This is a genomic window from Actinomycetospora sp. (genome assembly GCF_036497585.1).
Classification (GTDB): Bacteria; Actinomycetota; Actinomycetes; order Mycobacteriales; family Pseudonocardiaceae; genus Actinomycetospora.
The window spans coordinates 1-20573 of the sequence record NZ_DASXJD010000123.1; the positions used below are offsets into that span (position 1 = coordinate 1).

Genomic DNA, 20573 nt, shown 5'->3' on the forward strand with positions numbered 1-20573 from the left:
CGATGTTGATGTCGACGTCGGCGACCGCGCGGAAGATCCGCGCCGCGAACCCCGGCTGGTCCGGGACGCCGACGATGGTCACCTTGGCCTCGGACCGGTCGTGCGCCACCCCGGTCAGGACCGCCTGTTCCACGCTGAGCTCCTCGATGGACCCGACGATCGTGGTGCCGGGTTGGTCGGTGTACGACGAGCGCACCCGCAGCGGGACGCCCTCGCGGCGCGCGTACTCCACCGCGCGCAGGTGCAGCACCTTCGCCCCGCACGCCGCCATCTCGAGCATCTCCTCGTAGGTGATGGTCTCGAGCAGCTTCGCGTCGGGGACGATGCGCGGGTCGGCCGAGTAGACGCCGTCGACGTCGGTGTAGATCTCGCAGACGTCGGCCCGCATCGCCGCCGCCATGGCGACCGCCGTGGTGTCCGAGCCGCCCCGGCCGAGCGTCGTGATCTCCTTCGAGTCCGCGCTCACCCCCTGGAAGCCCGCCACCAGGGCGATGCCGTCCTCCGACAGCGCGGCGTGGATGCGCCCCGGCGTGACGTCGAGGATCCGGGCGTCGCCGTGCTTGCCGGTGGTGATCATCCCGGCCTGGGAGCCGGTGAACGACCGCGCCCGCCCGCCGAGCGCGGTGATCGCCATCGCCAGCAGGGCATTCGAGATGCGCTCGCCGGAGGTCAGGAGCATGTCCAGCTCGCGCGGCGGCGGGCTGGGGTGCACCTGTATCGCGAGCTCGGTGAGCTCGTCGGTGGTGTCCCCCATCGCGGAGGCGACCACGACGACGTCGTTGCCGTCCTTGCGGGTGCGCAGGATCCGTTCCGCCACGCGCTTGATGCGCTCCGCGGACTGGACGGACGACCCGCCGTACTTCTGGACGACGAGCGCCACCTCGACCGACCTCCGGCTGTCAGGCTTCACGGGACCCGGCCCGGGAAACCGGACCGACCGACCACCCTAGCCGAGGGTCCGCGGTGCTCCGGCGAACGCGGTCGGCGACGACGTCAGGGCGCCAGCGCGTTGAGGATGCGCGCGATGATGATCCCGATGACGAGCCAGACGACCGCGGCGAGGCCGTAGTTCAGGATCACCTTGAGCGACTCGTTGGCCGGCAGGAACAGGTCGCCGATCCCGAGCGTGAGGTTGTTCGCAGCGCTCGCGAAGAACGTCGTGATGCCGTTCGTCGGGTTGGCCGAGGCCACCGTCAGCACCACGTGGATCACCAGGATCGCGGCGAAGATCACCGTCAGGATGCGGATCACCGACGCGGCGAGCGTCAACGACTTGCTCGCGAGGGCGCGCAGATCCTGCCCGGTGTTGGTGCGACGCTGCTGCCCGGTGTCGGTGTCCTGCGACATGACGCAGATCATGGCACGTCCGCCTACCCGGTGGTAGGTCGATGGTGACCAGCGGTCATCGCGTGCGCCGAGGGGTGGCGACCGACCCATCCCGGGCCCGGCGCTTGCCTGCGAGGGGCGGGGTGGGTCTACCGTGGCCGGTGATGGTCCGCGAGCTGCTCCTTCCCAGCCGCGGCGGGGCCTGACCGAGACCGGCTCCCCGCCGCGGGTGATGCGTGCCCGCCGGTCGCCCCCGGGTGCGACGCCCGGGATCCCTGCACCGCCGCACGGAGATCACGAACCATGAGCATGTCCACGCCGATGCCCGACGGTCCGATCGGTGACATCCGCAGCACCGTCATCCATCCCGACGGCGACATCCCGACCGACCAGCCGTTCTGGAACACCCAGCGCCCCAGCCGGATGCCGGTGCACCGGTACAAGCCGTTCGCCGAGGTGGTCGAGAAGGTCTCGGTACCCGACCGCACCTGGCCCGACAAGGTCATGACCAAGGCGCCGCTGTGGGGCGCGGTGGACCTGCGCGACGGCAACCAGGCGCTGATCGACCCGATGTCCCCCGCCCGCAAGCGCCGCATGTTCGACCTGCTCGTGCGCATGGGCTACAAGGAGATCGAGGTCGGCTTCCCGGCCGCGTCCCAGACCGACTACGACTTCGTCCGCGAGATCATCACCCAGGACGCTGTCCCGGCCGACGTGCGGATCCAGGTCCTGACCCAGGCCCGGCCGGAGCTGATCTCCCGCACCTTCGCCTCGCTGGAGGGCGCGCACTCCGCGGTCGTCCACCTCTACAACTCGACCTCGATCCTGCAGCGCCGCGTCGTGTTCCGCTCCGACCGCGACAGCATCACGAAGATCGCGGTCGACGGCGCGAAGCTCGTCCGGGCCGAGGCCGAGAAGCGCCCCGGCACCGACTGGCGCTTCCAGTACTCGCCCGAGTCCTACACCGGCACCGAGCTCTCCTACGCCAAGGAGATCGTCGACGCCGTCGGGGACGTCTGGGAGCCCACCCCCGAGAAGCCGATGATCGTCAACCTGCCGGCGACGGTGGAGATGGCGACGCCGAACGTCTACGCGGACTCCATCGAGTGGATGCACCGCAACCTCGCCCGCCGCGACTCGATCATCCTGTCGCTGCACCCGCACAACGACCGCGGTACCGGCGTGGCCGCCGCCGAGCTCGGCGTGCAGGCCGGCGCGGACCGCGTCGAGGGCTGCCTGTTCGGCAACGGCGAGCGGACCGGCAACGTCTGCCTGGTGACGCTGGGCATGAACCTGTTCAGCCAGGGCATCGACCCGCAGATCGACTTCTCCGACATCGACGAGGTGCGCCGCACCGTCGAGTTCTGCAACCAGCTGCCCGTCGGCGAGCGCCACCCGTGGGGCGGCGACCTGGTCTTCACCGCGTTCTCCGGCTCGCACCAGGACGCGATCAACAAGGGCCTCGAGGCGATGGGCGCCGAGGCGTCCGACGCCGGGCACGCCGTCGAGGACCACCCCTGGGAGGTCCCGTACCTGCCCATCGACCCGAAGGACGTCGGCCGGACCTACGAGGCGGTCATCCGGGTCAACTCGCAGTCGGGCAAGGGCGGCGTCGCCTACCTGATGAAGACCGAGCACCAGCTCGAGCTGCCGCGCCGGCTGCAGATCGAGTTCTCGCGCCGCGTCCAGGAGCAGACCGACACCGAGGGCGGGGAGGTCTCGGCGAAGGAGATGTACGACATCTTCGCCGAGGAGTACTTGATGCGGCGCACGCCGCTGGAGCTGGTGCGCTCGCGGGTCGCGACCCACGACGACGGCAAGGCTGAGCTGGAGGCCACGCTGCGCGTCGAGGGCGAGGTGCACGAGGTGACCGGCGTCGGCAACGGCCCCATCGCCGCCTTCGTCGACGCGCTCGCGTCGGTCGGGTACGACGTCCGCGTCCTCGACTACGCCGAGCACGCCATGTCCGCCGGGGACGACGCCCGCGCCGCGGCCTACGTCGAGGCCGCCGTCGGCGACGGTGCCGGCGCCGATCGGGAGGTGTGGGGCATCGGCATCGACGGGTCGATCCTGACGGCCTCGCTCAAGGCCGTGGTGTCCGCGGTGAACCGGGCTCTGCGCTAGCTACGCGTGTGAACGGATTTGGTCGTTCCGACGACCACATCCGTTCACAACGCTCCGCGTCTCCCGGCCAGGGCACGGCCGAGGGTCAGCTCGTCAGCGAACTCCAGGTCCCCGCCCATCGGCAGGCCGCTGGCCAGCTTCGTCACCGTGAGCCCGGGGAAGTCGCGGAGCAGGCGCACCAGGTAGGTGGCGGTCGCCTCGCCCTCGGTGTTGGGGTCCATGGCGAGGATGACCTCGCTGATCTCGGGCTCGGTCTCCCCGCCCTCGGTCTGCTGACCGCCGATGCGCCGGAGCAGCTCGCGCACCCGCAGCTGGTCCGGGCCCACCCCGCCCATCGGGTCCAGGGCCCCGCCCAGCACGTGGTAGCGGCCGCGGAACTCGCGGGTCCGCTCGACCGCCATCACGTCCTTGGGCTCCTCGACGACGCACACCAGTGTCGCGTCGCGCCGGGCGTCGGCGCAGATCCGGCAGCGGGGCTTCTCGCTGACGTTGCCGCAGACCTCGCAGAACACGACGCCGGCCTTGACCTTGGCCAGCGCGTCCTGCAGTCGCGTGATGTCGGCCTCCTCGGCACCGAGGAGGTGGAAGGCCAGGCGCTGGGCGCTCTTCGGGCCGATCCCGGGGAGCCGGCCGAGCTCGTCGATCAGGTCCTGGACCGGGCCCTCGAACACCGCTTACCTACGCCTCCAGCTGCGGGCCGCCGGGCCCGCCTCCCATGTCCAGTCCGCCCGCGAGCGGACCCATCTTCTCGGCCTGGAGCTGCGCGGCGTTGTCGGCGGCGTCGGCGAGCGCCCCGAGGACGAGGTCCTGCAGGGTCTCGACGTCGCTCGGGTCGACCACCTTCGGGTCGATGGTGATGCCGCGGACCTCCCCGGCGGCGGTCTGGGTGACCGTGACGAGGCCGTTGCCGGCCTGGCCGGTCACCTCGGTCTCCGCGAGCTCGGCCTGGGCGGTCATGAGCTGCTCCTGCATGGCCTGCGCCTGCTGGAGAAGGGCACCCATGTCGGGCATGTCCGGCTGTCCTGGCTGCACGCCTCCAGGGTAGGACCTCCGCCGCCGTCGTCACCCGACCCGGGCGTCGTCGGGCAGAGTGGCGCCCGTGAGCGACACCGCCGACCTCGTCCACCGCCTGCTCTCCGCCCGCACCTGGCGCGCGTTCGACGTCGAGCCGGACGGGCGGGTCCTCGCCGGCGACGACACCTCCGGCTCGGTCCAGCTCGTCGAGCTCGCCCCGGACGGCACCCGCCACACCCTCACCGCGCTGCCCGGGGCGTGCTCCGGGCGCTACCTCAAGGGCGTCTCCCCGCGCACCGTCGTCGTCTCCCACGACTCCGGGGGCGACGAGCGCGCCCAGCTCTCGCTGCTGCGTCCCGACGAGGTCGGCGAGCCGGTCCGCGAGGACGGCCTCGTGCCCCTCGTGCGCGACCCGGAGCACATCCACTCCCTCGCCGAGGTCCTCGAGGACGGCCGCATCGTCTACGCCACGAACCGCCGCAACGGGGTCGACTTCGACCTGGTGCTGCGTGAGGTCGCCACGGGCACCGAGACGGTCCTCTACGACGGCGGGGGCATGGTCGGCGGCGCCTCGGTCGCCCCGGACGGCTCGCGGGCGCTGATGACCCGCCCCGGGATCCCCGCGATGAGCTCGCAGGTGCTGCTGCTCGCCGGGGCCGACACCCGGGAGGTCACCCCGGCCGACGAGCCGGCGATCTTCGGCGGGCTGCAGTGGTTCCCCGACTCCTCGGCCGCGATCGTCACCACCAACGCGGGGCGCGACCTCACCGGCCTCGCCCGCCTCGACCCCGACACCGGCGCGCTGACCTGGCTCGTGACCGACGACGCCCACGACGTCTCCGGCCGCCTCTCCCCCGACGGGCGGCTGCTGCTCGTCGTCACCGACGACGACGGCGCCTCCCGGCTCGCGATCCACGACGCCGCCACCGGCGAGCACCGCGTCGACGTGATCACACCCGGCGTCGGGGTCGGCGACTTCCTGACGCTGCCGCGCTGGTCGGCGGACTCGCAGGGCCTCGCGCTCACCTGGACCTCGCCGTCGGTCCCGGCCGACGTCGTCCTCGTCGACGCCGCCACCGGGCGCACGGGGACGGCCGCGTCGTCGGTAGGCGACCTCGAGGGGCTCGACCTGGTCACCCCGACCAGCGTCGGCGTCCCGACCCCCGACGGCGAGACGGTGCCGTGCTTCGTCTACGCCCCGGAATCGCCGACCGGGTCGAGCGTGCTCATCGTCCACGGCGGGCCGGAGGGCCAGTCGGTGCGCTCGTTCTCCCCGATCGTGCAGGCGCTCGCCGCGCAGGGGCACACCGTGCTCGTGCCGAACGTGCGCGGGTCCGTCGGCTACGGGAAACGCTGGTACTCCCTCGACGACGTCGAGCGGCGGCTCGACTCGGTCGCCGACCTCGCGGCGATCCACGACCACCTGCCCTCGCTCGGGCTCGACCCGGCCCGGTCGGCCCTCTGGGGCGGGTCCTACGGCGGCTACATGGTGCTCGCCGGGGTCGCCTTCCAGCCGGAGCGCTGGGCCGCGGGCGTCGACATCGTCGGCATCTCCTCGCTCGTCACGTTCCTCGAGAACACCTCGCCCTACCGGCGGGCCCACCGGGAACGGGAGTACGGCTCGCTCGAGCGCGACCGCGAGTTCCTCGAGTCCGCGTCGCCGTTGACCTGCATCTCCGACGTGCGAGCCCCGCTGTTCGTCATCCACGGCCGCAACGACCCGCGGGTGCCGCTCTCCGAGGCCGAGCAGGTCGCGGCGGCGGTGCGGGAGAACGGCGTCGAGGTGGAGCTGGTGGTCTACGACGACGAGGGCCACGGCCTGGCGAAGCGCGCCAACCGGCTCGACGCCTACCCGCGCGCGATCGACTTCCTCGGGCGGGTGCTCGGCTGACCCAGGGGTCGCCGAATGGACCCCGACGGCTGCCGGCGCAGCCCTGGAGGTCCACTCGACGGGAGCTACCGCCCGTCGACCCGCCTGGCCCCGAGCTGCTGGGTGAGCAGCTCCATGACGACGTCGTCGGGGTCGCGCCGGGCGGCGCGCTCGCCCGAGCCCGGCTCAGCGTGGGCCTCGGCGTACATGTCGTCCTCGGTGACCTCGTCCTCGTCCGGCGGCTCCGGGGGCGGCGGGATGTCGGGCGGTCCGGCGACCGGGCGGGGAGCAGCGGTCCGGCCCGCCGACGGCTCGGGCGGACGGGCCTGTTCGCCGTTCGCGGGTCGCTCCGCCCCGCTGCCCTGGCGCGCACTCGGGCGCTGGAACTGCGGGCGCCCGGCCGGCGCCCCCGGCTCGGGGTCGGCAGGCCGCTCGGACGGCCCGGCGGAGGGCTCCCGGCCACCCCGCTGCTGTCCCTGCTGCCCCTCTGACGACGACCCGCTCCGCGCGGGTGCCGGGGGACGTTGCGGGGGTGCCGGCGGCGGGCCGCCACGACCGCGCCCGTCGCCCCCGGGACCGGCGCCACCCGGCTGGTTGCCCTCGGCGTCGACCGCGCGGAGCGCCCACTCCCCGGAGAGCACCCGGCCGAGGGCCGAGGTGACGTGCCCGGCGCGGTTGGGCTGGCCCAGTTGCTTGGCCAGCGGCGGGGTCGGCATGGCCAGCGTGACCGTGGTGCCCTCGACGGCGGCGACCGTGGCGTTGAGCAGCAGCGCGTGCGTCGGCTTGCTCGCCTCGCGGACCGCGTTCATGACCTCCGACCACACCCGGCGCAGCCCCGCCGCGTCCATCGTCCCGGGGGCGGCCGCGGGTGCGGGCTCCTCCGCCGGAGCGGGCGCCGCGGGTGGCTCCGATCGGTTCGGCGCGCGCCGGTCGGTGGGCGCCGCCGGGACCTCCTGGCGGGACGGGCGCTCCGGTGCTCGGGGCGCCTCCACCGTGGCGGTCGGCCGGTCGGTGGGCGGCTCGACGGTGGCGTCCATCGGGTCGGCGGGAGACGCCTCGGTCGCCCGGGACGCGGCTGCCGGTGGCGACCCCGCCGCGCCGGCGCCCGGGCGGTCGGCCGCCGCCGGGCCCGCGCCGGGAGCAGCGCCGTCCTGGTCCCGACGCTGCGACGGACGCCGGAAGCGGGCCTCTCCGCCGTCCTCCGGGACGGCCGGACCGGCGCCGGGCGCGAGCGGGCCGCCCGCACCCGCCGTCGCACCCGCCTGCAGTCGCCGCTCGACGCCCTCGAGGCGCTGCACCAGCGCGGCGTCGGACGCCGAGGCCGCGGGCAGCAGCATCCGCGCGCAGACCAGCTCGAGCAGCAGCCGGGGCGCGGTGGCCCCCCGCATCTCGGTGAGCGCGGTGTGCACCAGCTCGGCGTGCCGCGCGAGGGCGGCCGGACCGAGGCGCTGGGCCTGGTCGACCATCCGCTCGAGCTCGTCGGCCGGAACGTCGACGAGGTTCTTCTCCGCGGCGTCGGGCACCGCCTGCACGAGGATGAGGTCGCGCAGCCGCTGCAGCAGGTCGGCCGCGAAGCGCCGGGGGTCGTGACCGGCCTCGACGAGCCGGTCGACCGCCCCGAACACCGCGGCGCCGTCCTGCGCACCCAGGGCGTCGACGACGTCGTCGAGGATCGCGACGTCGGTGACCCCCAGCAGGCCCACCGCCCGCGCGTAGGTGACGCCGTGCTCGTCGGCGCCCGCGAGCAGCTGGTCGAGCACCGAGAGCGAGTCGCGCGCCGACCCGCCGCCGGCCCGCACCACCAGGGGATAGACGGCCGGTTCGACCGCCACCCCCTCCTCGGCGCAGATCCCCTCGAGCAGGCCGCGCAGCGTGCTCGGCGGCAGCAACCGGAACGGGTAGTGGTGCGTGCGCGACCGGATGGTCGGTAGCACCTTGTCCGGCTCCGTGGTCGCGAAGACGAAGATCAGGTGCTCGGGCGGCTCCTCGACGACCTTGAGCAGCGCGTTGAACGCCGCCGTGGTCACCATGTGCGCCTCGTCGATGATGAAGACGCGGTAGCGCGAGCTCACCGGGGCGAAGTGCGCGCGGTCGCGCAGCTCCCGCGCGTCGTCGACGCCGTTGTGGCTGGCGGCGTCCATCTCGGTGACGTCGAGCGAGCCGGGCCCGTTGGGCGCCAGCGCCATGCACGACTCGCAGACCCCGCACGGATCGGGCGTCGGGCCCTGGTCGCAGTTGAGGGAGCGCGCCATGATCCGGGCGCTCGAGGTCTTCCCGCAGCCGCGGGGCCCGGAGAACAGGTAGGCGTGGTTGATCCGGCCGGCCGACAGGGCGGTGCGCAGCGGCTCGGTGACGTGCTCCTGCCCGACGACCTCGGCGAACGTGCCCGGCCGGTACCTGCGGTAGAGCGCCAGACTCATCGATCCGGCCCCGATGCGCTCGATGTCCCCGCCACGGCGCCGAGGCTACGCGGGGGGTCCGACGTCGTGGGTCCGCCTCCGCACGAGGGCGGGAGAGGGCAGAAAGGGGACCCCGCGCACCCGCCAGAGCCCGCTTACCCTTGCTGCCTTCCGGCCCTGGGGGAGTTCACAGGATGGACGCCGCGCGGGGTCCGAGGCCCAATGTACCGGTCCGGGAACCACCTCTCGACGGGGCGGGGTGGGGGGCCTCCACCTGGCGGTCGCGAGCGGCCGGGCCTGTACGCTCTTCCGCGGAGGATTGGCCGAGCGGCCTAAGGCGCACGATTGGAAATCGTGTTGGGCTAACACCCTCACGGGTTCGAATCCCGTATCCTCCGCCACGCTGATCAGCGGCGACGCCGGCCGACCCGCGAGGGGTCCGGCCGGCGTTCGTGTGTCAGGGCCCGTCCGGCCGCGACGAGGAACTCTGCTGGCCGTCGCTGGACCCTCGCTGTGATCACGTTGTCCGGCCGCGGTGACGATCCGGGGTGGCGGTGCGTTTCCGCAGCGACGACGACGCGGCATCGTCTCCGGTCGTGTCGATGAACCTGATGCACCGCCGCCTCTGCAGTTCGGCCGGCTGGGCGGACAAGGTCGCCCGACTGCTCTCCGAGGACCTCGAGGGCCTCGACCTCGGGGACGACGTCCTCGAGATCGGGCCGGGCTACGGAGCGACGACGGCGGTACTGGTCGACCGGGTGCCGCGACTGACCGCGGCGGAGGTCGACGAGGCCTCCGCGTCACGGTTGGCGGCCGCCTACGAGGGGCGCGCGACGATCGTGCACGGCGACGGCACCGCACTGCCGTTCGACGACAGCCGCTTCTCCGCCGTCGTCTGCTTCACGATGCTCCACCACGTCCCGTCACCCGAGCTGCAGGAGGCGCTGTTCGCCGAGGCGTACCGGGTCGTGCGCCCGGGCGGGCTGTTCCACGGCGTGGACTCCCAGCCCAGCCTGCGCTTCCGGGTGCTCCACATCGGCGACACGATGGTGGTGGTCGACCCGGGCACGCTGCCCGCCCGGCTCACAGCAGTGGGTTTCGACGACGACCCCGAGGTCCGGGTCGCCCACGGCCGGCTGCGGTTCACCGCGCGGAAGAGCTGACCGGGCTCACCCCGAGCGCAGGCCCCGTACCGAGAGCGTCGCCAGCTGCTCGTAGGCCTCCGCGTCGGCCAGCCCGGTCGTCGCCGCGATTCGCCGCTGCTGGATCGCCTCCATCGTCGAGGCGATCACCTCGGCGGCGAACCCGACGTGCACGTCGCGGAACGCCCCGGACTCGACGCCCTCCGCGATGATCTCCCGCACCCGACCCGCGGCCGCGCGGGTGTTCCGTTCGTAGATCTCGGCGGCCGGCGGGAACGACGCCAGGTCCTCGAAGAACCGCGCGGACGCGGGCGCGAGCTCCGCCGCCACCGCGCGCAGGTAGGCCGCGAGCCGGTCCGCCGGGTCGGTGCGGGTCGCGACGGCGGCCTCCACCCGGCTCGTCGCCGACCGGAAGAACCGGACCACCGCCGCCGTCACCAACTGCTCCTTGGAGCCGGCCAGCCCGTAGAGGGTGCGCTTGGAGCAGCGCAGGCGGGCGGCGACGCCGTCGAGGGTGAACCCGCTGAAGCCCTCCGCGAGCAGCAGCTCCACGAGCGCGTCGAACAGCTCGTCCCGCCGGGCCGCCCCGCGGCGGACCCGGCCACCTGGAACGAAGGAGCCCGCGTGTGTCCCGGCCGTCGTCACCTGGCGATCATACCGCTCTACGGCTACTCTCATCGGTACTGACGTTCCGATCTCAGTACCGATAGGAGCACCATGGCGGTCGACCGTCTCCTGCCCACCGACGAGGCCCGGGCCCTGATCGAGCTGACGCGCGACGTCGCCGACAAGGAGCTGGCGACGCGCGTGGACGACCACGAGCGCTCCGAGACCTACCCCGTGGGCCTGTTCGCGACCCTCGGCGGGACCGGCCTGCTCGGGCTGCCCTACCCGGAGGAGTTCGGCGGCGGCGGACAGCCCTACGAGGTCTACCTGCAGGTGCTCGAGGAGCTCGCCGCACGCTGGGCGGCCGTCGCGGTCGCGGTGTCGGTGCACGGCCTGTCGTGCTTCCCGGTGGCCACCTTCGGCAGCGCCGAGCAGCAGGAGCAGTGGCTGCCGAGGATGCTCGCCGGCGAACTGGTCGGCGGCTACAGCCTCTCCGAGCCGCAGGCCGGGTCGGACGCCGCGGCCCTGCGGTGCCGGGCGGAGCGGACCGACGCGGGCGGCTACCGGATCACCGGCGAGAAGGCCTGGATCACCCACGGCGGGAAGGCCGACTTCTACTCGCTGTTCGCGCGCACCGGCGAGGAGGGAGACGCAGCGGAGCGGAGCTCGACCCGGAGGAGCAGCCGCGGCATCTCGTGCTTCCTCGCGCCCGGTTCCGCGGACGGGCTCACGTTCGGCAAGCCCGAGGAGAAGATGGGCCTGCACGGCATCCCCACCACGAGCGCCACCTGGGACGGCGCCGTCCTCGACGGCGACCGGCTGATCGGTGAGGAGGGCCAGGGGCTGTCGATCGCGTTCGCCGCGCTCGACAGCGGCCGGCTCGGGATCGCCGCCTGCGCCGTCGGGCTCGCCCAGGCCGCGCTCGACGCCGCCGTCGAGTACGCCAACGAGCGGCAGACCTTCGGCAAGAAGATCGTCGACCACCAGGGCCTCGGCTTCCTGCTCGCCGACATGGCGGCCGCGGTCGACTCCGCGCGCGCCACCTACCTCGACGCCGCCCGTCGTCGGGACGCCGGCGTCGACTACAGCCGGCAGACCAGCGTCGCGAAGCTCGTCGCGACCGACGCCGCCATGAACGTCACCACCAACGCCGTCCAGGTGTTCGGCGGATACGGCTACACCCGCGACTTCCCGGTGGAGCGGTACATGCGCGAGGCCAAGATCATGCAGATCTTCGAGGGCACAAACCAGATCCAGCGCCTGGTCATCAGCCGCCACTTCGCACGGTAGGTCCCCCGGGGGCCGACGGCGGGCCGCGGAGCGTGAGCGAGGATATCCCCCGATGCGGGGATTCCTGATCACGCTGGCCGTGCTCGTCGTGCTGCTCGTCGGCGTCGACTTCGGTGCGCGGTGGGTCGCGCAGGACCGGGTGGCGACGGAGCTGCAACAGCAGCTGAAGCTGGACGCGGAGCCCGACGTCGCCATCCACGGCTTCCCGTTCCTCACCCAGGCGGCGAGCGGGGAGTACGGGTCGGTGACGCTCACCGCCGAGCACATCCCCTACCGGCAGCTGCGGGACATCACGCTGACCGCCGACCTGGGCGACGTGACGCTGCCCGCGCAGTCGCTGATCGACGGGACCGTCCGCTCGATCCCGGCCCGGACGGTGACGGCGAGCGCGGCGGTCGACCCGGCGGACCTCGCCCGGATCCTGCACGTCTCCGACGTGACGGTGGAGCCGGTGACCCAGCAGACCCTCGACGAGCGCCGGGCCTCGTCCGCGGCCGCCCGCAAGGCCCTCTCCGGGGTCGACCCGGCGCAGGCGGTGGCGCTGACCTCGACGACGACGGTGCTCGGTCAGTCGGTCCGCGCGTCGGTCATCGCGACGTTCCGGCTCGCCGGCGGACAGATCGTGCTCTCGGGCCGGGACATCGCGGTGGACTCCGGCGACTCGGGCGCGGCGTCGAGCGCGGTGTCGGGTGCGCTGCGCAGCCGGCTGTCCGGCTTCTCGGCGCGCGTCGACCCCGGCTCGCTCCCCTTCTCGATCACCGCCACGGACCTGACGGCGCGGGACGGCAAGCTCGTCGTCTCGGGGACCGCGCGGGACGTCGACCTGCTCGGCGGCTCCCTGTGAGGCCGGTGAGCAGGCCCGTGACAGGCTGAGCGCCGTGCAGACCATCCGCTGGGGGATCGCCGGTCCGGGACGCATCGCCGCGAACGTCGCCGCCGACCTGACCCGCAGCGAGGGCGCCGAGCTGGCCGCCGTCGGCTCCCGCTCGACGGAGCGGGCCGCGGACTTCGCGCGCCGGTGCGGCACCGACGCCACCCGCGCCCACGGCTCCTACCGCGAGCTGCTCGACGACGACGGCGTCGACGTCGTCTACATCGCCACGCCCCACCCGCAGCACGCCGACCTCGCCGTCGCCGCGCTCGAGGCGGGCAAGGCGGTGCTGGTCGAGAAGACCTTCACCGCGACGCTCGCCGGGGCCTGGCGGGTGGTCGACACCGCCCGCCGCCACGGCGTGTTCGCGATGGAGGCGATGTGGACGCGCTTCCAGCCGGCGATCGTGCGTGCCCGCGAGGTCTACGAGGCCGGCGAGATCGGTGAGGTCCGGTCGGTGCAGGCCGACCTGGGCACGGTCCGCGAGGTGGACCCGACCGACCGGCTCTTCGCGCCCGAGCTCGGCGGCGGGGCACTGCTCGACCTCACCGTCTACCCGGTGTCGTTCGCGCAGATGGTGCTCGGCGGGACCCCGTCGGCGGTGCACGCCGTGGCGTCCCGGGAGTCGACCGGGGTCGACGCGGAGAACGCCCTGCTGCTCTCCTGGGACGACGGCCGCTTCGCCACCGCGCAGACCTCGTTCCACAGCCCGTCGCCAGGGCAGGCGCGCATCTTCGGCACGACGGGGTGGATCGACGTGCTGCCCCGCTTCCACCACCCGACGACGATCGTGGTGCACCGCTCGCCCGACGACCCCGGCGAGACGATCGAGCTGCCGCCCCGGGGCGCGGGCTACTCCCACGAGATCGACGAGGTGAACGCCTGCCTGCGCGCGGGCCGCACCGAGTCCACGGTCATGCCGCTCGACGACACCCTCGCGGTGCAGGGCGTACTCGCCGAGGCCGCGGACCGGCTGGGGCTGAGCTTCTCCGAGGTGGCCGTCGCCCTCTAGGGAGGGGGCGGGAGCCACATCCGGCCCTCGAGCAGCGACGTCGGGTCGGAGAGCACCGGGAGCGCGGCCAGCGCGGCGGTGTGCTCGGCCATCCCGAGCGCGGCCAGGGCGGCGTCGAAGGCGTCCTCGGTGGCGACGACGTCGTCGCGCAACCCGGCCGGGACGCGCGGATCGGCCGCGACGGTCACGGCGCGGGCAGCCGCCGAGGACTTCACCACGGGCCCCGTCATCGCGCGGGGATAGACCTCGACGAGCAGCACCCCGGCCGGGCCCGGCGCCGCGTCGAGCGGCCAGACCCCGACGCCGGCCGCCCGCCACCCGCCGAGCAGCGCCATGCCCCGCACCGACCCGGTGCCGACCGCGCCCGCCCCGCCGACCTGGAACGTCGAGAGCGGTCGCAGGCCCCGGTCCCGCGCCTCCTGCTCGGTGCGACGCAGCAGCGGACGGGCCGGGTCCTCGGCGGGCTTGCGGGTGCCGGGTCGGCCCCAGAACGGCGGTGGGCATTCGCGCAGCCAGCGCTCGCCGTCGCGGGCGGCCAGCCCCCACACCTGCGGGAGCGTGGTGGCGCCGTGCGTCGTCGCGAACCAGCCGGCGAGGCCGAACGAGAAGTCCATCCCGACGACGACGGGCTCATCTCCGTCCCGCAGGCCCAGCAGGAGCTCCCCGACGCTGTCGCGATCGAGCCCGCCCCGCACGGAGCGCAACCTGCCCGGACGGGCCTCGGCCACACGGATGCGGCGGTGTGCGCTGCGGGCGTCCCCGGACCAGTCGACGGCGAAGGTGCGCACGGCCCCATCCTCGCCACCTGCGGTACCGGCGCAGCGGGACCGCCGCTCACCCGTTCACCGCAGCAGATCGACCGTTCGACCCTTGTACCGCACCGTTCGACCGTCCGCGAGCGGGACCACCTTTTCCGGGCGTGATCAGCCGTCCCAGTGGCCCCAGCCGTGACCGCGAGCGCACGCTCCGCTGAACCGTTCGCCGCAGCTCGTCACGTTGGTGGGGCGAACGGTCGATCCGCTCGGTCCGATCCCTCGGGAGGAACTCCGTGTCCAAGCACCGCGCCCCGCGACGGTGGACCGGCCGCCGCGCCGCCACCCCCGTCGCCGCCCTCGCCCTCTCGGCCGCCGCCCTGACGGCCGTGGCCCCGATGGCCTCCGCCCAGCCCCGCACCCACGACCGTGACTCGGACACCGGGAGCGGGTCGGTCGGCATCCTCAACGACCTGACCCTGCTGCCCGTCCAGGCGTGCGGCCTCCAGGTCCCCGTCCTGTCCGGGATCCTCCACGGCCCGAGCGGGAGCTGCACCCAGTCCGACGACTGATCGCGCGGGCGTCCCCCGCACCGGGGAGGATGGGGGACGCCCGCGGGATCAGCTGACGAGCAGCCGGCCCGGCGCGGGCTCGTCGCGGTGGCGCGCCGGGACCCGCAGGCGCACCGAGGTCCCGCTGCCGGGGCGGGAGTCGACGTGCAGGTCGCAGGCGGTGCCGAAGGCCGCGTGCAGCCTCCGGGTGACCTCGCTGATCCCGCCGTGTCGCAGGTCGACCTGCGACACCGCCCGCGAGGCCTCCGGACCCATCCCCGCGCCGTCGTCGGACACCGTGATCACGCAGTCGGACGCGACCCCGGTGGCGGTCACGTGCACCGTGCCACCGCCCGGCTGGGGCTCGATGCCGTGCCGCACGGCGTTCTCCACCAGCGGCGACACCACGAAGGGCGGGAGCACGACGTTCTCGACCTCCGGCCCCACGCTCACCTCGACCTGCAGCCGGGCGCCGAACCGGGCCTGCTCGAGGGTGAGGTAGCGCCGCGCGTTGCCCAGCTCCTCGGCCACCGTGGTGCCGGCGTCGCCGTCGCGGAACGAGTAGCGCGTGAAGTCGGCGAACTCGGTGAGGAGCTCGCGCGCCCGGCCGGGGTCGAGCCGGACGTAGGCGGCGATCGCGGTCAGTGCGTTGTGGACGAAGTGGGCCGAGAAGCGGGACCGCAGCGCGGCCTCGACCTCCGCGTCGGGCACGGCCACCTCGACCGCGGGCGCCGACAGCGGCGTCGTCGGCGGGCCGAGCACCCCCTCCCGGACGCGCGGCGGCGCCGCCTCCGGTGTGCCCCCCGGCCCGGTCATGCCCCGCGGGCGCCCGACGACACGTCGGCCGGGCCCCTCGACGGTCTCCAGGTCGTCGAGCGCGAGGTCTGCCGCGACGACCGGCGCCGCGAGGACCGGCGCCTGCACGGTGGCCGGGTGGGCGTCGGCGCGCAGGCCGCGCCACACCGGCCGGCCGAGCAGCCCCGTCGGCGTCCAGCGCCGGTGCTCGACGCGGCCCACCAGGCGCGGGGCGAGCCAGTGCGCGGTCCCCTCGACGTCGGCCGGCAGCGGCGTGTCGAACGGGCTGACCGGGCGGACCAGGTGGCGGGCGGCGTCGAGGATCTCCCGGCGCGCCTCGGCGGTGACGCCGGTGCTGACGCGGCCGACATAGCGCAGCGTCCCCTCGCTCGGAACGCCGAGCAGCAGCGAGCCGACCCCGGCGCCGCCGGAGCGCGGGGGGAGCCACCCGCCCACCACGACGTTCTGGGCCCGGGTGATCACCGAGGAGATCCAGCTGCGGGACCGGCGGCCGCCCTGGTAGGTGGACTCGAGACGCTTGGCGACGACCCCCTCGAGCCCGTAGTGCCGGGCGGTGCGCACGACCTCCTCGGCGGGCACGCCGGTGAACATCGGCGGCACCACCACGTGCTGCGCGCCGGACAGGTCGATCTCGCCGAGCAACTCGCGGCGCTCGCGGTAGGGCATGCGGGCCGTGGAGCGGCCGGCGACCTCGAGGACGTCGAACACGTAGAACGAGACCGGGGTGCTCTCGACGAGCCCGCGCGACGGCGTGTCGACCCGGCGACGGCGCCGCAGCCGGGCGGGGCTGGGCCGTCGGACCGCGTCGAGGGCGACCACCACGCCGTCCAGCACCATCCCGGGCTCCGCCGGCACCCCGATCTCGGGGAAGGCCGCCGTCACGTCGTGCCCCTCGGCGTCGAGCAGGCGCAGCTCGCCGTCGACCGCGTGGGCCAGGCAGCGCAACCCCGTCCACACGAACTCGAAGGCCCAGCCGGCGCCCCGCGGGAGGCCGCCCGGCGAGGCGAGCATGGGGCGCGCCCGGCCCCGCGGACCGGCGACGTGCGGCACGTCGTGCCGCGGGGCGCCGCGCGCGGGCGGAGGTGCGGTCGGCATGTGCGCGCCTCCCTCCGCGTCGGCCCGCGCCGGCCCGGTCCGGCGCGGCGGGCGAGCAGGTGGCGCGGCGTCCGTGCCGCGTCCCTCACCCGACGCCCGCCACGGTAGCCAGACCCCCCGACGACGTCCGTGAGCCCGGGCGCACGCCACGGCCGTGCTGCGGCCGGACACCTCCGCGACGCGACGAACGGCTGACCCGCCACCCTGCCGCGGGCCCCTCCCGCCCGCAGGGCAGCCGCCGCCGCCGGACGACGGAGGTCCGCCGGTCGCCCGCCCGCGGTCGGCTCACACCAGAGGCCCGCTCGCGACCACCGAGGACGGCCGGGTCGGGACGGTGCCCGCCCGCTCGACCGACAGGGCGTAGGCGCGCCGGAGCCCGGACGCGGGGGGCGGGGACGTCGTGGGGGTGCCCGGGCCCGGCGTCACCGGCGTCGTGCCGCCCGCGGTGTCGAGGGTGGCGACGGGCATCGCCGCCTCCCCCGCGACCCGCCAGAGCACGAAGCTGCGTCCGCTGCCGATCGCCGGCATGGCCAGCGGCACCACGCGGGGCGCGGACCCGTCGTCGAGGACGACCGCGGCGACGGTGCCGCTGCCCGGCTCCATCAGCGAGGCCGAGCGCATCGACGGGTCCCGGGCCTCGGCGCTCGCCACGATCTGCTGGGCGCGCGCCGCCACGGCCTCGCGCGGGTCGGCGGGTCCGGGGGTCACCGCGCCCCGGGCGGCGAACACGACGATGGCGACGACGACGGCGGCCAGGGCCAGCACCGCGGCGGCCCGCCGACGGGGCACCGGGGACGGCGTGGCGGGCACGACCGGCGTCGGCTGGGTGGGGGTCGGGCCGGCGGCGGGGGGGTCGGCGGCCGGGTCCTCCGGGCCGGGGGCCGACGCGTCGCCCGCCGGTGCCCGCCGTGTCGTCGGCGGAGCGGGCTCGGCCGCGGCGGCGGTGAGGATGCGTGCCCGCAGCGTCGGGGGCGGCTCCACCGCGGGGAGCGCGTGCGCGAGCGCGGCCATCGTCTCGTGGGTCTCGGCGAGCAGCGCGCGGCACGCCGCGCAGTCGCGCAGGTGCTCGGCGACCCGGCCCTCCTCGTCGGGCTCGAGGGCGCGCAGGGCGCGGCCGACGACCTCGGCGGCGAGCTCGGGCTCGCCGTCGTGATGCGCGCTCACCACGTGTCCCCCAGCAGCTCGAGCCCCGAGGTGCCGAGCACCGGGGCGAGGAGGACGCGCAGCTTCGCGACGCCGGTGAACATCCGCGACTTGACCGTCCCGATCGGCACGCCGGTGATCGAGGCGACCTCCCGCTGGGTGTAGCCGCCGTAGTAGGCGAGCCCGAGCGCCTGCCGCTGCTCGCTGGGCAGGTGGCGCAGCGCCGCGCGGACGTGCTCGGCGATCACCGAGCCGAGCGCGGCCCGGTCGGCCGAGGGCCCGACGGCGGTGACGGCGTGGTCGGGCTCGTCGGTGGGCACGTGGTGGCGACGGCGGGTGGCCTCGCGGCGGACCGCGTCGACGGCCTTGTGGTGGGTGAGGGTGAGCAGCCAGCTCACGACGGTGCCCCGGGTGCGGTCGTAGCGGCCCGGGTCGCGCCACAGCACGAGGAACACCTCCTGCACGACGTCCTCGGCGAGGGTCTCGTCGGCGCAGATGCGGCGGGCCAGGGAGAAGGCGGCGCGGCCGTGGCGGGCGTAGAGGCCGTCCAGCGCCTGGGCGTCCCGGTCGAGGAGCCGGGCGACGAGGTCGGCCTCGGTGACGTCGGCCGCCGGGTCCGCCCTGCCGGTCGACGCCGGCCGGTCGCGCCCGACCCCGACGGCTGGGACGGTGCGCGCGGCGGCGGGCCCCGGGGTGGACGGCGGGGTCATGGTGGGCGGTCTCCTCTCCCCGCCGCGGTGGTCGCGCCGGAGACGTGCAGGCCTTCGCCCTGCGAGCGGACGCGGTTCGGTCCTCCGGACGACCGGCATACCCCCTCCGCCCGGAGGGGACAGGGCCGCCCGCCCACGCGGGGGCGAGGGTGACCGGAGCCCTCTAGGGTCACCAGGGTCGGGTCACTGCACGCGTCCCCGCCCGCCGGCGGACCGGAAGGCCCACAGCATCCGAGCGAGGAAGGGGCGGAGCGCTCTCATGGCAGGACAGTGGTTCGAGTCGGTGGCGGAGGCCCAGCGGCGGGCGCGCAAGCGGCTGCCGAAGTCGGTCTACGGCGCGCTGGTGGCCGGCAGCGAGGCCGGGGTGACCCTCGATGACAACACGGGCGCCTTCCGCGAGCTGCAGTTCGCCCCGCACGTCGCGGATCTCCCGAACGAGCGCTCCCTGGCGACGACGATCATGGGCCAGGAGATCTCCTTGCCCGTCATGATCTCGCCGACCGGCGTGCAGGCGGTGAACCCGGAGGGCGAGGTCGCCGTCGCGCGCGCCGCCGCGTCCCGCGGGACCGCGATGGGGCTGTCGTCGTTCGCCAGCCGCTCGATCGAGGACGTCGTCGCGGTCAACGACAAGACGTTCTTCCAGATGTACTGGGTGGGCGACCGCGAGACCCTGGCCGCCCGCGCGGAGCGGGCGAAGCGGGCCGGCGCGAAGGGTCTGATCGTCACCCTGGACTGGTCGTTCTCCCACGGTCGGGACTGGGGCAGCCCGGCCATCCCGGAGAAGATGGACTGGAAGACGATCCTCAAGTACATCCCCGAGGGCGTCTCCCGGCCCCGCTGGGGCATCGCGTTCCTGCGCAGCGGCAAGATCCCCGACCTCACCGTGCCGAACATCCCCGTCGACGGTTCCGAGCCGCCGACGTTCTTCGGCGCCTACGGGCAGTGGATGTTCACCCCGCCGCCCTCCTGGGCCGACGTCGCGTGGCTGCGCGAGCAGTGGGGCTCGGACTCGCCGTTCTGCGTCAAGGGCATCACCCGCGTCGACGACGCCAAGCGGGCCGTGGACGCCGGCGTCACCGCGATCCAGGTCTCCAACCACGGCGGCAACAACCTCGACTCCACCCCCGCCCCCATCCGGTTGCTGCCGGGGATCGTCGAGGCGGTCGGGCGCGACGTCGAGGTGATCATGGACGGCGGCGTGCGGCGCGGCTCGGACGTGGTCAAGGCGCTCGCCCTCGGCGCGAAGGCGGTCGCCATCGGGCGCGCCTACCTCTGGGGCCTCGCCGCCGCGGGCGAGGCGGGCGTGGGCAACGTCCTGGACATCATGCGGGCCGGCGTCGACTCCGGGCTGCTCGGGCTGGGGAAGTCCTCAGTACAGGAGCTCGGGCCGGAGGACCTGCTCATCCCGCCGAACTTCACCCGGACGGCGAACAACTCGTAGGGGGCGCCCGGCCCCGACTCGGCTTGAACGAAGGGCACCTTCGGTCGGTTCTATCGACCGAACGTGCCCTTCGCTCGTCCCGGGGTCCGCCACCGCGTTCCGGCGAGGGGCGCCCTTCGTCGGCTCTATCGACCGAACGTGCCCTTCGCTCAGGACGGGCCCGGGGCACCGACCCCGGCGCGGGGGGCGGGCCGTTCCACCCGCTGACGCCGGAGGCCACGCTGGCGCTCCTCGGGGAGCGGGCGCTCGCCGGGTGAGGGCCGCTCCCGGGCCGGGATGCACGAACGCCGGTCATCCCGGGGGATGACCGGCGTGGCGGTAGCGGTGGGATTCGAACCCACGGTGGGCAGAACCCACACGCGCTTTCGAGGCGCGCTCCTTTGGCCGCTCGGACACGCTACCGGGAGCAAT

At 74.6% G+C, this 20573-nt stretch carries 18 protein-coding genes, 2 tRNA genes and 1 other RNA gene; 9 read left to right on the plus strand and 12 right to left on the minus strand.

The annotated features are described in order from the left end of the window. A partial coding sequence (locus VGH76_RS11965; protein WP_331556905.1) for an aspartate kinase occupies nucleotides 1-880 on the minus strand: 880 nt, incomplete at its 3' end. A gap of 113 nt (nucleotides 881-993) precedes the next feature. Then, complete coding sequence (locus VGH76_RS11970) at nucleotides 994-1347, minus strand: hypothetical protein (protein ID WP_331556906.1); 354 nt, start codon at nucleotides 1345-1347, stop codon at nucleotides 994-996. Nucleotides 1348-1647: 300 nt separating this feature from the next. Between VGH76_RS11970 and leuA the strand changes: the two genes are divergently transcribed. Beyond that, nucleotides 1648-3450 carry a 2-isopropylmalate synthase gene (gene leuA, locus VGH76_RS11975; RefSeq protein ID WP_331556956.1) on the plus strand — a complete coding sequence of 601 codons (1803 nt, stop codon included), beginning with the start codon at nucleotides 1648-1650 and terminating at the stop codon, nucleotides 3448-3450. Nucleotides 3451-3494: 44 nt separating this feature from the next. Here the strand turns inward: leuA and recR are convergent, their stop codons facing one another. Both recR and VGH76_RS11985 read right to left on the minus strand, forming a co-directional pair. Then, complete coding sequence (recR, locus tag VGH76_RS11980) at nucleotides 3495-4121, minus strand: recombination mediator RecR (RefSeq protein ID WP_331556907.1); 627 nt, start codon at nucleotides 4119-4121, stop codon at nucleotides 3495-3497. Between the two features lie 7 nt (nucleotides 4122-4128). Then, entirely contained in the window at nucleotides 4129-4461 is a 333-nt protein-coding gene (locus VGH76_RS11985; protein WP_331556957.1) for a YbaB/EbfC family nucleoid-associated protein, read from the minus strand. Nucleotides 4462-4549: 88 nt separating this feature from the next. Here VGH76_RS11985 and VGH76_RS11990 point away from each other — a divergent pair, with 88 nt between their 5' ends. After that, the gene (locus VGH76_RS11990; protein WP_331556908.1) at nucleotides 4550-6355 is read left to right on the plus strand and encodes a S9 family peptidase; all 1806 of its coding nucleotides are present in this window, start codon (nucleotides 4550-4552) and stop codon (nucleotides 6353-6355) included. 65 nt (nucleotides 6356-6420) lie between these two features. Here the strand turns inward: VGH76_RS11990 and VGH76_RS11995 are convergent, their stop codons facing one another. Both VGH76_RS11995 and ffs read right to left on the minus strand, forming a co-directional pair. Further along, nucleotides 6421-8754, minus strand: a complete 2334-nt coding sequence (locus VGH76_RS11995) for a DNA polymerase III subunit gamma and tau (protein ID WP_331556909.1) — start codon at nucleotides 8752-8754, stop codon at nucleotides 6421-6423. 101 nt (nucleotides 8755-8855) lie between these two features. Next, nucleotides 8856-8950: signal recognition particle sRNA small type (gene ffs, locus VGH76_RS12000), an RNA gene on the minus strand. A 96-nt stretch (nucleotides 8951-9046) separates the two neighbouring features. Here ffs and VGH76_RS12005 point away from each other — a divergent pair. After that, nucleotides 9047-9134 (plus strand) — tRNA-Ser (locus VGH76_RS12005). Between the two features lie 201 nt (nucleotides 9135-9335). Further along, the gene (locus VGH76_RS12010; protein WP_331556958.1) at nucleotides 9336-9896 is read left to right on the plus strand and encodes a class I SAM-dependent methyltransferase; all 561 of its coding nucleotides are present in this window, start codon (nucleotides 9336-9338) and stop codon (nucleotides 9894-9896) included. Between the two features lie 6 nt (nucleotides 9897-9902). Here the strand turns inward: VGH76_RS12010 and VGH76_RS12015 are convergent, their stop codons facing one another. Then, nucleotides 9903-10520: a TetR/AcrR family transcriptional regulator gene (locus VGH76_RS12015; RefSeq protein ID WP_331556910.1), complete on the minus strand. Its 618-nt coding sequence runs from the start codon at nucleotides 10518-10520 to the stop codon at nucleotides 9903-9905. A 72-nt stretch (nucleotides 10521-10592) separates the two neighbouring features. On the opposite strand from VGH76_RS12015, the gene VGH76_RS12020 reads away from it, so the two are divergent. Genes VGH76_RS12020 through VGH76_RS12030 form a run of 3 tightly spaced genes read left to right on the plus strand, consistent with a single transcriptional unit; the run spans nucleotide 10593 to nucleotide 13654 of the window. Beyond that, nucleotides 10593-11771, plus strand: a complete 1179-nt coding sequence (locus tag VGH76_RS12020; protein ID WP_331556911.1) for an acyl-CoA dehydrogenase family protein — start codon at nucleotides 10593-10595, stop codon at nucleotides 11769-11771. A 52-nt stretch (nucleotides 11772-11823) separates the two neighbouring features. Then, nucleotides 11824-12615 carry a DUF2993 domain-containing protein gene (locus tag VGH76_RS12025; protein WP_331556912.1) on the plus strand — a complete coding sequence of 264 codons (792 nt, stop codon included), beginning with the start codon at nucleotides 11824-11826 and terminating at the stop codon, nucleotides 12613-12615. Between the two features lie 34 nt (nucleotides 12616-12649). Continuing rightward, entirely contained in the window at nucleotides 12650-13654 is a 1005-nt protein-coding gene (locus VGH76_RS12030; RefSeq protein ID WP_331556913.1) for a Gfo/Idh/MocA family oxidoreductase, read from the plus strand. Here VGH76_RS12030 and VGH76_RS12035 read toward each other — a convergent pair. Then, nucleotides 13651-14442: a hypothetical protein gene (locus VGH76_RS12035; RefSeq protein ID WP_331556914.1), complete on the minus strand. Its 792-nt coding sequence runs from the start codon at nucleotides 14440-14442 to the stop codon at nucleotides 13651-13653. The two genes, VGH76_RS12030 and VGH76_RS12035, sit on opposite strands and share 4 nt — an antisense overlap. 260 nt (nucleotides 14443-14702) lie before the next feature. Here VGH76_RS12035 and VGH76_RS12040 point away from each other — a divergent pair, with 260 nt between their 5' ends. Beyond that, nucleotides 14703-14978: a hypothetical protein gene (locus tag VGH76_RS12040; RefSeq protein WP_331556915.1), complete on the plus strand. Its 276-nt coding sequence runs from the start codon at nucleotides 14703-14705 to the stop codon at nucleotides 14976-14978. Between the two features lie 48 nt (nucleotides 14979-15026). On the opposite strand, the gene VGH76_RS12045 is transcribed toward VGH76_RS12040, so the two are convergent. The 3 genes from VGH76_RS12045 to VGH76_RS12055 all read right to left on the minus strand — a co-directional run bounded on the left by VGH76_RS12045 (nucleotide 15027) and on the right by VGH76_RS12055 (nucleotide 18721). Next, entirely contained in the window at nucleotides 15027-16868 is a 1842-nt protein-coding gene (locus tag VGH76_RS12045) for a histidine kinase (RefSeq protein ID WP_331556916.1), read from the minus strand. Nucleotides 16869-17153: 285 nt separating this feature from the next. Then, nucleotides 17154-18032 carry an anti-sigma factor domain-containing protein gene (locus VGH76_RS12050; RefSeq protein WP_331556917.1) on the minus strand — a complete coding sequence of 293 codons (879 nt, stop codon included), beginning with the start codon at nucleotides 18030-18032 and terminating at the stop codon, nucleotides 17154-17156. After that, on the minus strand, nucleotides 18029-18721 hold the full coding sequence (locus tag VGH76_RS12055) for an RNA polymerase sigma factor (RefSeq protein ID WP_331556918.1): 693 nt from the start codon (nucleotides 18719-18721) through the stop codon (nucleotides 18029-18031). Before VGH76_RS12055 ends, VGH76_RS12050 begins: the two co-directional genes overlap by 4 nt. Nucleotides 18722-18980: 259 nt before the next feature. On the opposite strand from VGH76_RS12055, the gene mftD reads away from it, so the two are divergent. Then, nucleotides 18981-20162 (plus strand): pre-mycofactocin synthase MftD, encoded by a 1182-nt coding sequence (gene mftD / locus VGH76_RS12060; protein WP_331556919.1) that lies wholly within the window; start codon nucleotides 18981-18983, stop codon nucleotides 20160-20162. Between the two features lie 313 nt (nucleotides 20163-20475). Here mftD and VGH76_RS12065 read toward each other — a convergent pair. Beyond that, nucleotides 20476-20564: transfer RNA gene (locus tag VGH76_RS12065), tRNA-Ser, on the minus strand. Nucleotides 20565-20573 lie beyond the last annotated feature (9 nt).